We start from the raw sequence: 14,534 nt of genomic DNA on the forward strand, positions 1-14,534 counted from the left end.
AGGCAAAAAAATACCCGATACAACATAATTGATCGGGCACTTCATAAATCTACTTACTTTTTACGATTAAGCCTGACCTAGCACTTTTCCGCCTTTATCAGCACAATCAGTAGCTGATGCTTTTACCCAGCCCTGACCTTTACAGCTATTAAGACCTTTACATGCACTTGTAGCTGTTGCGCACGCGCTGGTTCCTTTACAAGAGTTTATCCCGGCACACTTTACGTCAGCCATTTTCTTATCTTTCGACATCGATGCTGATTTTGCGCTATCACCACCAGTAGAACAGCCTGCTAACAATAATGCTGCCGCTGCTGAAGCCAATGTAAATCCTGTTACTTTAGATGCTGTTTTCATTTTGTATCTTTCTCCTTGGTATAATTAAATGACCATGCTTTGATATCTTGAAACATGGTCGATAACCTGCAAGATGCAAATCATCCAAATACCTTACGTATCTAATATTTTTTAGATGCATAGCAGCTTGGTTTATATCCAGGCTTTAGAGAAAGTTTTTTCACGTAGTAGCTAAATCAGCACAATTAACTTAACTTTTGCTCACGAGAAACTGCGCGATGTCCGATATCTCTTCGAACATATACATTATCCCAGCTAATTTTATCAACTACAGCATAAGCTACCTGTTGAGCCTCGCTGACACTGTCTCCTAAACCTACTGCGCATAAAACTCTTCCGCCGTTTGTTTTGAGCTCGCCATCATCAACCGTTCCGGCGTGAAAAACTTTACTGTTTTCAGTCTCTTCAGGAATACCTGTAATAACATCGCCTTTGTTGTATTTATCAGGGTAACCACCAGCCGCTAAAACAACACCTAATGAAGATCGTTGATCCCATTCAATTTGCGCTTCATCTAACTTTTCATCTAAAGCAGCTTCAATTAAATCGACCATGCTAGACTTTAGACGCATCATAATAGGCTGTGTTTCCGGATCACCAAAACGCACATTATATTCAAGTACTTTTGAATTCCCCTTATCATCGACCATTACACCCGCGTACAAAAATCCTGTAAACGGATGCCCTTCATCAGCCATGCCTTTAAGCGTTGGTTCGATTACATCTTTCATTATTTTCTGGCTAATTTCATCAGTCACCACTGGTGCAGGAGAATAAGCACCCATACCGCCTGTATTTGGACCAAGATCGCCTTCATCTCTCGCTTTATGATCTTGAGAAGACGCCATTGGCAAATAATTCTTTCCATCCGCAATCACAATAATGCTAGCTTCTTCGCCCACTAAAAACTCTTCTATGACGACACGATGCCCTGCATCACCAAATGCATTACCCGCCAACATATCTTTAACCGCGGCGATTGCTTCATCTTCGGTTTCCGCCAATATCACGCCTTTACCCGCAGCGAGCCCATCCGCTTTGACTACGATTGGAGCACCTTGCTCTTTTATGTAAGCAATAGCTTCATCAATATCAGTGAAATTCCCATAAGCAGCAGTAGGAATATTATGTCTGGCAAAAAAGTCTTTAGAAAAAGCCTTAGAGCCTTCTAATTGAGCTGCACCTTTTGAAGGACCAAAACATCTGAGTCCGTTCTCAGCAAAAAGGTCAACGACTCCCTTAACCAATGGCGCTTCTGGGCCAACGACAGTTAGATCAACATTATTCTCTTGAGCAAACGCCAATAAACCCTCGATATCTTCTGCGCCGATATCTACATTTTCAACTTTTTCTTCTAAAGCCGTTCCTGCATTACCTGGGGCTACAATGACTTTCTCTACTCGCTTTGATTGAGCTATTTTCCATGCCAATGCATGCTCTCTTCCACCACTACCGATGAGTAGTACTTTCATAGTAATTCCTATTTATAAACTGTTTTTAAATTTAACCAGCGCGAATTTTAACAAAACTATGCTTTCAGTTGTTACAATAAATTTTTTATGTGAATCTTTTACGAGACTAAAGCAATGAAAGTTACCTTAGCAAACCCTCGAGGCTTCTGTGCCGGCGTAGATAGAGCTATCGAAATAGTAGATCGTGCCATTGAATTACTCGGCGCTCCCATTTATGTGCGCCATGAAGTGGTGCATAACCGTTTTGTAGTAAGTAATCTACGTGACAAAGGCGCAATCTTCGTCAATGAATTAGATGAAGTCCCTGATGATGCTACCGTAATTTTTAGCGCCCACGGTGTTTCACGCGCTGTTCAAGACAAAGCCAAGTCAAGAGGCCTAAATGTTTTTGACGCGACTTGTCCGTTAGTTACCAAAGTTCACATGGAAGTTTTACGGTACAGCAAAGAAGGAAGAGAAACGGTTCTGATCGGCCATAAAGGTCACCCAGAAGTAGAAGGCACTATGGGTCAGTACAACAAGAGCTTTGGTGGGGATATATATCGCGTCGACTCACCCGAGGAAGTGGAGCTATTAGAGGTTAAAAACCCAGACAAGCTTGGATTTGTTACGCAAACCACCCTATCTATGGACGATACTGCAATTATAATCGAGTCTTTGAGGAGTCGATTTCCCAGCATTAAAGGCCCGAAAAAAGATGATATTTGTTATGCGACTCAAAATCGTCAGGATGCTTTAAAGAAACTTGCCGATAAAAGCGACATTATTCTTGTCGTTGGTTCTCCCAATAGCTCGAATTCAAATCGTTTAAAAGAACTCGCTGAGAAAAGAGGCACTCCATCCTATTTAATTGATGGGGCTGAAGACATAGAAGAAAGCTGGTTTACAGATAAAACCTTAAGGGTAGGTGTAACTGCAGGAGCTTCTGCGCCTGAGATTTTGGTGGAGCAGGTTAATAAGAGACTAGAAGAACTTGGTGCTGAAATAATGCCTGATGATCAGGGAATCATAGAAAACGTATCTTTTGTATTACCCAAAGAGCTTCGTTTAAAACCATAGTTTTATGGGTCTTCTGACTTGATTCTTCCAACTCTATTTACTGTTACTTCTTTTTTAGTGACAGTAGGTTCTGACTCATGACCAACATCAAACGTTGTATTGCCTGCCACTCTACCTGAAAACAAGAAGGTAATATTATTAGCGGTACCATTGATAAACATTCTATCAAAACCGTTGTGCACTTTGATAATCTCCTGCTCTTCTTCAAGATTATCATCATTACAATCAACAGCTACTGCAGTAGGTGAACCATCACCATTACAGTCATCATAGACGATCCAGCCACCAGAATAATCAGTCCCACCATTACAGCTAAGCTGATCAGTACTGGCACAAACAATTACATCTCGGCTTCTTTTCAACGCTTCACTTCGAGCCAAAACCATTGAAGAAATAAATTCGTTTGTTGTTGTCGGTATTTTATTATTTCTAATTAATTGAGAAAAACTAGGCACAGCAATTGAAGCGAAAATTGCCACAATAGTTACTGTTACAATCATTTCAATAAGTGTAAACCCGGAATTATTTCTAATTTTAGATCTGTTTTTCATATCAATCAGTCCACAAACCCTAATGAGGCCAAGGATTGGTCATCGGTTTGTTTTAATTTAAGCCTTTATAATTATTAATATTATTAAACTCAGCCAGAATTTTGATTCTGTACCTATTACTAATGCAGTTGTTTTAACAACTTTTGACTACCCGATATTAAACCATATTTTGATATTTGAAGAGAGACTCTCAGATAAGCGGCCATTTACCACTTGAACGTATAAAATCAAATGATAAATGGCTACAAATCAGAGATGAGTTCAGCAACAAAGTTATTAAGACTTTATTGCTAAAACATATTTAGGTCTTTTTCAGCAATATTTTGCTAAGTGCTGCCAAATCAGCCTCTGTCAGCGTACCTGAAGCCTGTTTCAGCTTTAAAGTATTTAGTAAGAAATCATATCGTGCAGAAGTATAATCACGTCTTGCAGAGAACGTATTTCGCAATGCAAGTAACACATCAACCGCTGTACGTGTTCCCGCTTCAAAACCAGCTTGCGTTGCACTTGCAGCAGTTTGTGATGAATTCAAAGCCTGTTTCAAAGCTTTAACTTGAGCTAATCCTGACACTATTGTTAAATAAGCTGCTCGAGACTGCTGAGTCGCCAAACGTTTTTGTAACTCTACAGTTTGTTGCGCCTGATGTAATTTATGACGAGCTTCACGCACACGCGAAGAAATATTGCCGCCATCCAGAAGGTTCAGGCTATATTGCACACCCACTGTGGCATCAAATTTGTCAGAATCATAAATATCCTCACCTGCAACAGAATTCACACCCTGATTTGCAACCAGGTTAAGCGTACCTTTTTTTGCCGCTCTTTCATATTCTATGGTTTTTTGCGCGACTTCAACTGCATGCTTTGCAGCGATTAAATCTTTACTATTTTCAACCGCGGCTTTAGACCACGCTTCTATATTAGTAGGCTTAGGAACAAGTAGAGGCACATTATCAGCAGCACCATTCAAGTGTTTATAAGCACGTGTAGTAATCGCTCTTAACGACTCTCTAGCAACATCTATTTGTTGATTAGCGATTTCAATCTGCGCCACAGAAAGGTCATATGAAGCTTGTGCTTCTTTTACATCTGTTATGGCTGATCGACCTGCATCAAAAAAGGCTTTAACCTGATTTAGCTGCTTACCGATTGCATTTTTTTCCGCTTTTCTAAACACCAATGTGTCATTAGCATTCAAATAAGCGAAATAAGCATCCGCCACTCTGATAATTAGGTCTTGTCGATCCGATTCTAGCAACGCTTTTGATTGAAGAATCGATGCATCAACTTGATCAATTTGCGCATCTAACTGCTTATTAATAATGACTTTAGTTAAATTTAAATCATAACCAATGTTTGCGTATCCGCCAGCATCTTCTCCACCGTAGGATCTTTTACCCGTATATTGCGCAGTATAATTCGCGCCAGCAGTGACCGTGAGTTGTGGTTTCAGGCCTGATAAAACTTGTGGTTTAGCCTCAAGCGCAGCAAGAAAACCCATTTCGCTGACTTTCAGCTGGGCATCATTTTTCTTCGCATCCTCATACACTTGTAATAAGGTTTCTGCATTAACAGGAGCAGAAACAGTCGCCATGATTATTGCACTTAATAAGAACGGTCGCTTCAACAAAGCACCTTGAAACAACTTGATATTTAACGATTTTTTAGCTATCTGAAAATTCATCAGAACAGACCCCGAAAGGAAATAAATTTAAAAACGATCAGCATAATGACTCTCTAATATTTAATCAATCTAAAACTATGTAATCTTGTGTAAACAATGTGTGCCAATCAAGCCCATAAAGGGATATACACCCCCCTACTTACGAGGCTTTTTTTAGCACATTAAAAAAACACCAACAGTATTGCAGTTGCCAAAGCCAAAACCAGCATAATTAAAAAGAAACCACCGATACGTGACTTTGTTTCTTCTTCCCTGACATTGCTTTCTGCTTTGTTGCGTAGTTTTTCGATGTGCTTCTCTAAAGGCAGACCTTCCAGCTTCCCTTTATAGGCTGCAACTCCACCTTTCACATTAATCAATGGGATCAGCATGTCTATATTCGCTCTCGCGACCAAAGCATTTTGTGTGGGTGAAAAATAATCCACATGCTTCTTCTCTACACGCTTTAAAATATCATCTCGACATGTCTCGTGCATGGCCTCATAACTTTCTTTGAGCATTTCCCGATTGCGCTTTAAGGATAGCTGTAACTCGTTTAAAGAAGCAGCTGATGCAGGCTTCATCACCCTTACCAGATAGTCATCTCCTTTGATATTAAGTTTAAAGCTCCCTGCTGGCGTTATGCTGGATTCATAATCATGCTCATCACTCATGAAAGATTCCCACAGGTTTCACTAATTAAAGGATAAGCATCGCCGTCGAGTCTCACTGCTGTCAATTGCCGACCCCAGACACACCCTGTATCCAAAGAGGTAACATTATCATCATGGTAATATCCTAAACTTGACCAATGTCCGAAAATTATACGTAAAGGAATCTGTTTTCTACCTTTCCATAAGAACCACGGAACTTGCTTGGTGGAACCAGGTTTTGTCATTTTAGGGACACCATTCAGTTTTAAATCCAGAGAACCATCTTTCACATTGCAATATCTCATTCGCATAAAGGCATTCAGAATATATCTGTGACGCTCATACGATTGTAGATCTTCACTCCACAAATTGGGTTTATTGCCATAAACCTGCCTGAGCCACTCCTTGGTGTCATCCCCACGCAACGGCACTTGAATCTCTTTGGCATATTTTTTGGCTTCTTTTAGTGTCCATTGAGGCGATATTCCGGCATGCGCCATGCAAACGCCCAGTTTTTTATCCACATGAAACACTTTTTGATGCCTTAACCACTCAATCAATTCTTCACGATGCTTAGATTTTAGGAATTTTTTTAAGCTAGGACTTTTAGGAAGAACCCCATAGTGCATAGCAATAAGGCTAATGTCATGGTTTCCTAAAACAGTCAGTGAAGCATCTCCCAGACCTTTAATGAATCTCACGGTTTTTAATGATTTTGTGCCGCGATTAACCAAATCGCCGACAAACCAGAGTTGGTCGTTTTCAGGAGAAAACTGTATTTTTTCTAGTAGGCGTTGCAATGAATCATAACAGCCTTGCACATCCCCAATTGCGTAAATCGCCATCTTTTCATCAACACTACAGTTAAAGTTTAATTTTACCTTTTTTATTTCAAAAATCACACCCAGCAAACGAAAACCTTTACTGAAATTGGGCGGCTCTCCCTTTCAAATCAATTATAGGTTATTATTCTGCGCTCTAAAAAAAGCTAAACAATGAGGAAACCATGAAACTGATAACCGCTATTATCAAACCCTTCAAACTAGACGATGTTCGAGAAGCCCTGTCAGAAATTGGCATTCACGGCTTAACCGTCACAGAAGTCAAAGGTTTTGGCCGCCAAAAAGGTCATACAGAACTTTACCGTGGTGCAGAATACGTTGTCGATTTTTTACCCAAAGTAAAAATTGAGACTGCCGTTCCTGCAAACTTATTAGATCAAGCCATAGAAGCAATCATCAAGGCCGCAAACACGGGTAAAATTGGCGATGGCAAAATTTTCATACAAAACATAGAACAAGCAATACGAATCAGAACGGGTGAAACTGGCCCAGAGGCACTTTAACTATGGGCTGTCATTCGAAAAGCGTAAACGCACCTCTATCTATCAAATTTTTTTTTAAACTCCTTTCTTTACTCCTCCTCAGTTTTCCTTTTTTAGCTCAGGCTGATGAATTAAACGGATCCAACACAGCATGGATTCTCACCGCTACAGCACTGGTTTTATTTATGACACTGCCAGGACTAGCTTTGTTTTACGGAGGCCTGGTTGGCAAGAAAAATGTGCTATCAATACTCATGCAATGTTTCGCCATTGCGGGTATCGCCAGTATCCTTTGGCTAATCGTTGGTTACAGTATTGCTTTTGATGAAGGTAATCCGTACTTCGGCGGTATGGGCAAATTCTTATTCAATGGCATCACCGAAAGCTCATTAGCTGGAGATATTCCTGAGTCATTATTCGCATTGTTTCAGATGACTTTCGCCATTATCACTCCGGCTTTAATCATCGGTGGATTTGCAGAACGTACTAAGTTCTCGGCTGTTCTATTATTTTCTGCACTGTGGATTGTCTTGGTTTACGCACCAGTAACGCATTGGGTTTGGGGCGGTGGATGGCTTCAGCAAATGGGTCTTCTCGATTTTGCTGGTGGTACCGTGGTTCACGTTACAGCAGGTGTTGCCGCATTGGTCGCAGCCATTATGATAGGCCCCCGAAGACAATTTGGTAAATCAGCCACAACACCACACAATATGACAATGACCGTTACCGGCGCAGGCATGTTATGGGTTGGATGGTTTGGTTTTAACGGTGGTAGTGCATTAGCTGCTAATGGTGACGCCGCAATGGCAATGCTAGTGACGCATATCTCTGCCGCTACCGGAGCAATCACCTGGATGTTTTACGAGTGGATCAAGTTCGGGAAACCAACAGCTCTAGGTACCGTTACAGGAATGGTCGCAGGCTTGGGAACGATTACACCCGCTTCTGGATACGTTGGCCCTGCTGGCGCTTTAGTGATGGGTTTTGTTGCTGGCGTCGTCTGTTTCAACGCGGTTATTATCATCAAACAAAAATGGAAAATTGATGATTCACTAGACGTTTTCCCAGTTCACGGTGTCGGCGGAATTATCGGCACGCTAATGGCTGCTGTTTTTGCCTCGACTGAAATAGGTATTTTCAGTGGTCAGGGTTTCAGCAAAGAGAGCATTACTTCAATCGGTGAGCAATTTGGTGTTCAAGCGATTGGTGTCGCTTCTACCTTTATCTACACAGCGATCGTTACCTACATACTATTCAAAATCGTTAGTTTGATGACCAATGGTTTACGCGTCGATCAAGATCAGGAAACACAAGGTCTGGATATCATCGATCATGAAGAACGTGGCTACGAACTTTAATCGTTATGCTTAGAGCAGCATAAAAAACCGCTGTAAGTAGGGGGGTGGCTTTATAAAGTCCCCCCCCTACTTATAGGCACTTTTTCTAGTATCATGGGATTAACCAAACCCATAACTTAAGGATTTTTAATGAGTCAAACGATGAAATCTGCATTCAACAGAATCCTTCTCATCGTCCTTATCACTTTCCTCTCTCAATTATCATCAGCCTGCAGCACAGTTCAGTATTACGCTCAGGGCGCAAAAGGCCATTTAGCGTTAATGAGTCAACGCAAACCCGTCAAACAAGTGCTTGTCGATAAAAACGTCTCTGACAAACGCAAGCAACAACTTAAAGAAGTTCTGGAGATTCGTCAGTTCGCATACGACCGACTGAAACTCCCACAAAATAACAGCTACACAAGTTATGTCGAACTTAAGAGAAAAGCGGTTAGCTGGAATGTCATCGCAAACCCTAAATATTCGATGAGCCCAGTACAGACATGCTTTCCTTTTGTGGGTTGTGTGAGTTATCTGGTTTATTTCTCCCCCGAAGCCGCCAAGCGAGAAGCAGAAAAACAAAAGAAACTCGGACGCGATACTCACATTATCGAATCACCTGCTTATTCGACGCTGGGTGTTTTCGATGACCCGATCCTAAGTACCATGCTCAGCAGAAGTAGCAGCTCGACTGCGGAAGTGATATTCCACGAATTAGCACATCAACGCCTGTATCGAAAAAATAATTCCGCATTTAACGAAGCCTTTGCCAGCGCGGTTGGACAGGAAGGAACGCGATTGTGGCTAAAGGAAAAACACCCGGAGAAACTGGAACGATACGAGCAACATCTTAAAAAACGCTGGGCATTTTTCAATTTGCTGATTAACACCAGTAGCGAGTTGAAGGCGTGGTATTCGCACAACTATGAAGAGACAGTTACCGAGAAAGGCAAACGGCGAATCTATCAACAACTCAATGAAAAATATGCGCGCTTAAAACAAAGCTGGGGAGGCGATAAACGCTTCGACAAATGGTTTACACAATCACCTGTCAATAATGCCAAACTCTCAGCAATTGGGGTTTACTACAAACAAGTACCAGAATTTTCACGGCAGTTAAAAGCATTAAATTACGACTTCGGAAAATTCTACAGATACTATGAGAAACAAGAAGAGCATTAAAAAGTATCGGTAAAAAGCACCAGTAAAAAACCGCCTGTAAGTAGGGGGGTGGCTTAATTAAAAACCACGATTCAAACTAGGACGTTTGCTCCAAACGATCCCCCACACGAATCACTCCCTGTTGCTGGTGAATCACGTTCATCCCAAAAAACACCTTATTATTCCACTTACGGTATTTTGATAATGTCGCAATCGGCTCCTGCCCTACCCGCTTACCAAGATCAGGATCGACCATAGGCATTGGGCAACGGCTGCAAGGTTTTACGCCCTTCATCGGCACGCCAGCAATTGAAAAACTGCTTAAATCGTCTTCGGCATAAGCGTCACAACCGGCGATAACGACATTGGGGCGAAAGCGGCGCATATCCACGTCTTTATCCAGCCTTTGATTTAAATCGGATAATGATTCTTCAGAGATAAACAACATGGGAAAGCCATCTGCGAAACCTGTTTGTTCGCCCTCTTCTGCAAACTCCAGATCACATTGGCGCATCACGTCATCGGCAATATAGACAAGATGGCAATCGACGCCCAAACAATCGCTTAACCATGCATCGGCTTCAGCACCGACTTTCTGCACTTGAAGTTCATCACCCCAGATAAGCACATCCATTTTTTCTGAATCATCATCTGTGTTTGCAACAATATGAGAACCTTTGCCTTCCATGCTTAAGGTTAATTGAGCATTCTCCTGACTGGCATCTATATCCGTTTTAATCAATGCCATTTGCGGAATGGTTCTTTGTGAGAGAAATTTACCGTCAGGCGATACCAGCATCCAGCGTCGATCATATTTCAAGCCCATATTATCTATTTTAGATTCTTTCAGCTCTATACCAGCTAATGATTTAACCGGGTAAATTATTAAACGGGTTACCTTCACTTCACTTGTCATTTGTTGTTTACGCCATGATTGTTTTCACATAAATTCAGAGTGAGTTACCGATTGAATATTAGAATTTACTAATATATAATTTATCGAGTATTTACTCACGTTGGTCTTCTCAGCAAGACTTAACTCCATAATAGCAACTGGAAGAAATCATGGCTCAGGAAATTACTATTATTGGTGCTGGTTTTGCCGCACTTACTGCAATCAGAGAAATTCGTAAAAGCGATAAAGACATCAAGATTACGCTGATCGCACCCAAAGCCGAGTTTATTTTCTTACCCAGCCTGATCTGGATTCCTTCCGGGCAAAGAACTGGCGATGATTTACGCATTAATCTTGATGCTTTTTTCAAGAAGCACAACATCCACTTTTTTGCGGGAAGCGTTACGGCTATTCAAGATGTCGGACGCACTGTAATTACCGATAACGGTGAGATTAAAAACGATGCCTTGATCATTGCAAGCGGTGGGCGTTTTATCAAAAAACTACCGGGTATCGAGCACGCAATAACCATTTGCGAAGGCATTGAAGCCGCAGAAAAAATGCGCGATAAAATCAAAGCCATGGATGGCGGCACCATTACACTTGGTTTTGGTGGCAACCCTAAAGAGCCCTCTGCGATGCGTGGCGGTCCCATGTTTGAATTGCTATTTGGGTTAGACACACAATTACGTCAGGAAGATCGTCGCGATAAATTCAAGTTGATATTTTTCAGTCCTGCGCCTAAACCCGGCGCACGTTTAGGCGAAAATGCAGTAAAAGGCATTCTCAAGCAAATGAAAACCCGCGGAATCGAAACGCATCTTGGGCATAAAATGAAACACTTTACTGAAAATAAAGTCACCACGGAAGGGGGTGAAATTGATACTGATCTGATTATTTTCATGCCGGGCATGACAGGACCTTCGTTTGCCGCCAATACGGAAATGCCGTTAAGCCCAGGCGGTTTAATCCAATCGAATATGAATTGTGAAGTGGAAGGTTTCGAACATTGTTATGTGGCTGGAGACGCAGGTAGCTTCCCGGGCCCAGACTGGAAACCAAAGCAGGCGCACATGGCTGATTTACAAGCAGAAGCTGCCGCTAAAAACTTATTAGATGGCCTCAAGGGTAAAGCAGCAACTCACACATTCAAATACGAACTGGCTTGCATCATCGACTCCAATGACAAAGGCACACTGGCGTTTCGAAATGAAAAACGCACTATCACAATTCCTCCCTGCCGTTTGTTACACTACGTTAAGAAAGGCTTCGAGTGGAATTATCTGCGCGCATACCGCAACCCATAAGTCTTAAATTAGATTAGAAAATCTCTCGGTGATTATGCTATGTTATCCACGGATTTTTGAGGAGATATAATAGTTTGTTTAAATTCGCTGCTGACCGCATACCCATTACCGTCATTCTTTTATTGACCCTATTAGACTTTGTTGTTTTCCTCAATACGGAAAGTATCTGGATCTTCTCTATTTATCTTGCGGTTATGATTCTTCCTAAAGCCTGTATTAGCGCGTGGAACCATCACCATCAGCATGCTCAGGTTTTTAAGCACAAAGCGCTGAATAGAATTCTCGAAATTTTCTATGCCCTACATACTGGCATAACCACTAATTTATGGGTGCTGCACCACAATATGGGGCACCACCGCAATTTTCTTGACCAAACAAAAGACCAAAGTCGCTGGAAAAGAAAAGACGGTAGCACCATGAATCGTTTGGAGTACACTTTAAGCGTTGCACTAACCGCGTACCCACGCGGTTATAAGGTCGGCAAACAGTACCCAAAAATGCAAAAAGAATTCTTAGTCTACACTGGCGTAACCATCGCGATACTGATCGGATTAACCATCTACAGCCCGTTAAGTGCTCTATTTGTGTTTATTTTCCCGATGGTGATCAGCCTGCTTTACACGGCTTATGCGACCTCAAAGCATCACCGTGGATTAGATACTTCTGATCAATTTGCAGCGTCTTACAATAATACCTCTAAGCTCTATAACTGGCTCACTGGAAATCTTGGTTACCATACCGCGCACCATTATAAGCACGGAATTCACTGGTCTAAATTACCTGAATTACACGAGCAAATTAAAGCGAAGATTCCTGACTACTGCTACGAAAAGCCGTTTTGGAAAAAAAGCAGTTAACTGGAATAGATACTCCCTATGTTTAGCCAACCACCCGTAACCTATATCGAACCGGTTTTTCGCCCGCCCAGCGAAGGGCTCTCACTGATCTTACAAGTGACGAATGGTTGTAGCTGGAATAACTGTACATTTTGTGAAATGTACACCGCGCCACAAAAGAAATTTGCACCCAAATCCGAAGACAAAGTCTTAGAAGAAATCAAACGCTGTGGCCAACAACTTGGGCAGATTCGCCGTGTTTTTCTTGGTGATGGTGATGCTATGGCATTATCGGTTCGCCGCCTTAAAACCATACTGGAAGCAATCAAAGAACACTTACCTTCGGTAACTCGTGTATCGGCCTATTGCCTGCCTAGAAACATAAAACGAAAGACCGTTGAAGAACTCCAGGAACTACGCGACCTAGGCTTATCGCTGATTTATATCGGCGCCGAATCTGGCGATGACGAAGTGCTTGAAAAGATCAATAAGGGCGAAACATTCGAATCGACTAAAGATGCCATACTCAAAGCCAAAGCGGCGAATATCAAATCATCAGTAATGATCATCAATGGCATGGGTGGTAAAGAATATTCGAAGCAACATGCGATTAGATCAGCAGAATTGGTCAATGCGACACAGCCCGATTATGTAGCAACGCTGGTGCTCTTTTTCAGCCATGGTAAAGAAAAAGTAGAAGCGGGTTTTGGCGGTACATTTACTCCACTCAATACCGCAGAGCTGTGCGAAGAAATGCGTACTTTTATCGAGCATACGAAGCTAGAAAAATCTATTTTCCGCAGTGACCATGTTTCGAATCATCTGGTTTTAAAAGGCGTTCTTGGTAAAGACAAACAGAACATGCTGGATGATATCGATGATGCTATTCAACACTTTAAAGCACACCCTGAAATCCAGCATCAAGTGACTAGCTTTTAGCGTTTAAAATATCCCTTATTTTCTGCAGATTTTCTTTACCAGCAGAACCTTGCTTTTCTGATAAATCAGCGCTTATTTCCCCAAGTAATTTATAGATTTCACCTGCCGAGGTATTCCAGTCATTGACTGCCTGTAACTGCTTTGAAACAACTTGATAATCGCCACGAGCAATCGGTCCCGTTAAAGCATTGGCAGTCCCCATCGCAAAAATATTATCGGCCGTGCCTTTGACAATCGGCTCGAGAATTTTCATCGCCATTTCTCGGTCGACACCACTTTGAGCAAACGCATGGATGCTTAACTCCTGCAATGCGACCAGATAATTACAAGCGATCACACTCGCTGCGTGATAAATGAGTTTATTCTTGCCGTCCTCTCCTGCGTCGATATCAAAGCAAACGCCATCAATGACCTCGACCCATTTTTTTAAAACCGTAACTGCTTGCTCATCCCCTTCAAACCCACAATACGTGTTTGCAAAGCTTTTAATCGCTTCTTTTGGGCTAGAAAAGCTTTTCACAGGGTGAAGGCTAGCGGTAACTACACCCCCCCACTTTGGGGCACTTTTTTCAGCGTTAATTATCGAAGCGGGTTTCGAGCCGCTGCAATGGAAGACAATATTTCCAGCTTTAACCACTCCGGTTTCTGCGAGCTGATTGATACAGTGTTCCAATTGATCATCGCCACAGCCGATTAAAAACACATCCGCTGCTTGCAAGCCAGACAACGAATCTAGCGGATTCCCTGCGCCAATGAATGCCACCGAGTCATGTGCACTTTGTTGAGATTGATTAACCACATCACACATTTCAACCACCGCGGCGTTATGCCACAGATAGCCCAGTGTTTTAGCCACATTGCCACAGCCGATAATACTCAGTTTCAGTTTTGTCATGCGATCAACCATTGATAGAAATTGTCCGAGACCAGAAGTATCACATACTCGATCTAAACTCAGCATATTTTCTCTAATTTTCATG

Annotated in this window: 15 protein-coding genes; 7 read left to right on the forward strand and 8 right to left on the reverse strand. The window is 42.0% G+C overall.

Going from position 1 to position 14,534, the window contains the following annotated elements:
- Positions 1 to 66 precede the first annotated feature (66 nt).
- The gene (bufA2, locus tag EV695_RS02630) at positions 67 to 357 is read right to left on the reverse strand and encodes a BufA2 family periplasmic bufferin-type metallophore (protein WP_131904356.1); all 291 of its coding nucleotides are present in this window, start codon (positions 355 to 357) and stop codon (positions 67 to 69) included.
- A 185-nt stretch (positions 358 to 542) separates the two neighbouring features.
- Positions 543 to 1,829 carry a phosphoribosylamine--glycine ligase gene (gene purD / locus EV695_RS02635; RefSeq protein WP_131904357.1) on the reverse strand — a complete coding sequence of 429 codons (1,287 nt, stop codon included), beginning with the start codon at positions 1,827 to 1,829 and terminating at the stop codon, positions 543 to 545.
- Positions 1,830 to 1,943: 114 nt separating this feature from the next.
- Here purD and ispH point away from each other — a divergent pair, with 114 nt between their 5' ends.
- The gene (gene ispH, locus EV695_RS02640) at positions 1,944 to 2,888 is read left to right on the forward strand and encodes a 4-hydroxy-3-methylbut-2-enyl diphosphate reductase (RefSeq protein ID WP_131904358.1); all 945 of its coding nucleotides are present in this window, start codon (positions 1,944 to 1,946) and stop codon (positions 2,886 to 2,888) included.
- 2 nt (positions 2,889 to 2,890) lie between these two features.
- Here the strand turns inward: ispH and EV695_RS20325 are convergent, their stop codons facing one another.
- The 4 genes from EV695_RS20325 to EV695_RS02660 all read right to left on the reverse strand — a co-directional run bounded on the left by EV695_RS20325 (position 2,891) and on the right by EV695_RS02660 (position 6,600).
- Entirely contained in the window at positions 2,891 to 3,439 is a 549-nt protein-coding gene (locus EV695_RS20325; RefSeq protein WP_131904359.1) for a GspH/FimT family pseudopilin, read from the reverse strand.
- Between the two features lie 301 nt (positions 3,440 to 3,740).
- A complete protein-coding gene (locus tag EV695_RS02650; RefSeq protein ID WP_243651436.1) occupies positions 3,741 to 5,123 on the reverse strand; it encodes a TolC family outer membrane protein in 1,383 nt (460 codons plus the stop codon).
- Between the two features lie 161 nt (positions 5,124 to 5,284).
- A complete protein-coding gene (locus EV695_RS02655) occupies positions 5,285 to 5,776 on the reverse strand; it encodes a hypothetical protein (RefSeq protein WP_131904360.1) in 492 nt (163 codons plus the stop codon).
- Positions 5,773 to 6,600, reverse strand: a complete 828-nt coding sequence (locus EV695_RS02660; RefSeq protein ID WP_131904361.1) for a symmetrical bis(5'-nucleosyl)-tetraphosphatase — start codon at positions 6,598 to 6,600, stop codon at positions 5,773 to 5,775. Before EV695_RS02660 ends, EV695_RS02655 begins: the two co-directional genes overlap by 4 nt.
- A 161-nt stretch (positions 6,601 to 6,761) precedes the next feature.
- Between EV695_RS02660 and EV695_RS02665 the strand changes: the two genes are divergently transcribed.
- The 3 genes from EV695_RS02665 to EV695_RS02675 all read left to right on the forward strand — a co-directional run bounded on the left by EV695_RS02665 (position 6,762) and on the right by EV695_RS02675 (position 9,598).
- The gene (locus EV695_RS02665; RefSeq protein WP_131904362.1) at positions 6,762 to 7,100 is read left to right on the forward strand and encodes a P-II family nitrogen regulator; all 339 of its coding nucleotides are present in this window, start codon (positions 6,762 to 6,764) and stop codon (positions 7,098 to 7,100) included.
- 2 nt (positions 7,101 to 7,102) lie between these two features.
- A complete protein-coding gene (locus EV695_RS02670) occupies positions 7,103 to 8,437 on the forward strand; it encodes an ammonium transporter (RefSeq protein WP_131904363.1) in 1,335 nt (444 codons plus the stop codon).
- Between the two features lie 129 nt (positions 8,438 to 8,566).
- A complete protein-coding gene (locus tag EV695_RS02675) occupies positions 8,567 to 9,598 on the forward strand; it encodes an aminopeptidase (RefSeq protein ID WP_131904364.1) in 1,032 nt (343 codons plus the stop codon).
- A 76-nt stretch (positions 9,599 to 9,674) separates the two neighbouring features.
- Here the strand turns inward: EV695_RS02675 and EV695_RS02680 are convergent, their stop codons facing one another.
- Positions 9,675 to 10,493, reverse strand: coding sequence for an MOSC domain-containing protein (locus EV695_RS02680; protein WP_131904365.1), 819 nt, complete (start codon positions 10,491 to 10,493; stop codon positions 9,675 to 9,677).
- Between the two features lie 149 nt (positions 10,494 to 10,642).
- Between EV695_RS02680 and EV695_RS02685 the strand changes: the two genes are divergently transcribed.
- The 3 genes from EV695_RS02685 to EV695_RS02695 all read left to right on the forward strand — a co-directional run bounded on the left by EV695_RS02685 (position 10,643) and on the right by EV695_RS02695 (position 13,554).
- Entirely contained in the window at positions 10,643 to 11,779 is a 1,137-nt protein-coding gene (locus EV695_RS02685) for an NAD(P)/FAD-dependent oxidoreductase (protein WP_131904366.1), read from the forward strand.
- A gap of 74 nt (positions 11,780 to 11,853) precedes the next feature.
- The gene (locus EV695_RS02690) at positions 11,854 to 12,636 is read left to right on the forward strand and encodes a fatty acid desaturase family protein (protein WP_207906928.1); all 783 of its coding nucleotides are present in this window, start codon (positions 11,854 to 11,856) and stop codon (positions 12,634 to 12,636) included.
- An 18-nt stretch (positions 12,637 to 12,654) separates the two neighbouring features.
- Positions 12,655 to 13,554: a radical SAM protein gene (locus EV695_RS02695; protein ID WP_131904368.1), complete on the forward strand. Its 900-nt coding sequence runs from the start codon at positions 12,655 to 12,657 to the stop codon at positions 13,552 to 13,554.
- On the opposite strand, the gene EV695_RS02700 is transcribed toward EV695_RS02695, so the two are convergent.
- On the reverse strand, positions 13,544 to 14,533 hold the full coding sequence (locus tag EV695_RS02700; protein ID WP_131904369.1) for a Rossmann-like and DUF2520 domain-containing protein: 990 nt from the start codon (positions 14,531 to 14,533) through the stop codon (positions 13,544 to 13,546). The two genes, EV695_RS02695 and EV695_RS02700, sit on opposite strands and share 11 nt — an antisense overlap.
- Between the last annotated feature and the right edge of the window lies 1 nt (position 14,534).

The organism is Cocleimonas flava (assembly GCF_004339015.1).
Classification (GTDB): domain Bacteria; phylum Pseudomonadota; class Gammaproteobacteria; order Thiotrichales; family Thiotrichaceae; genus Cocleimonas; species Cocleimonas flava.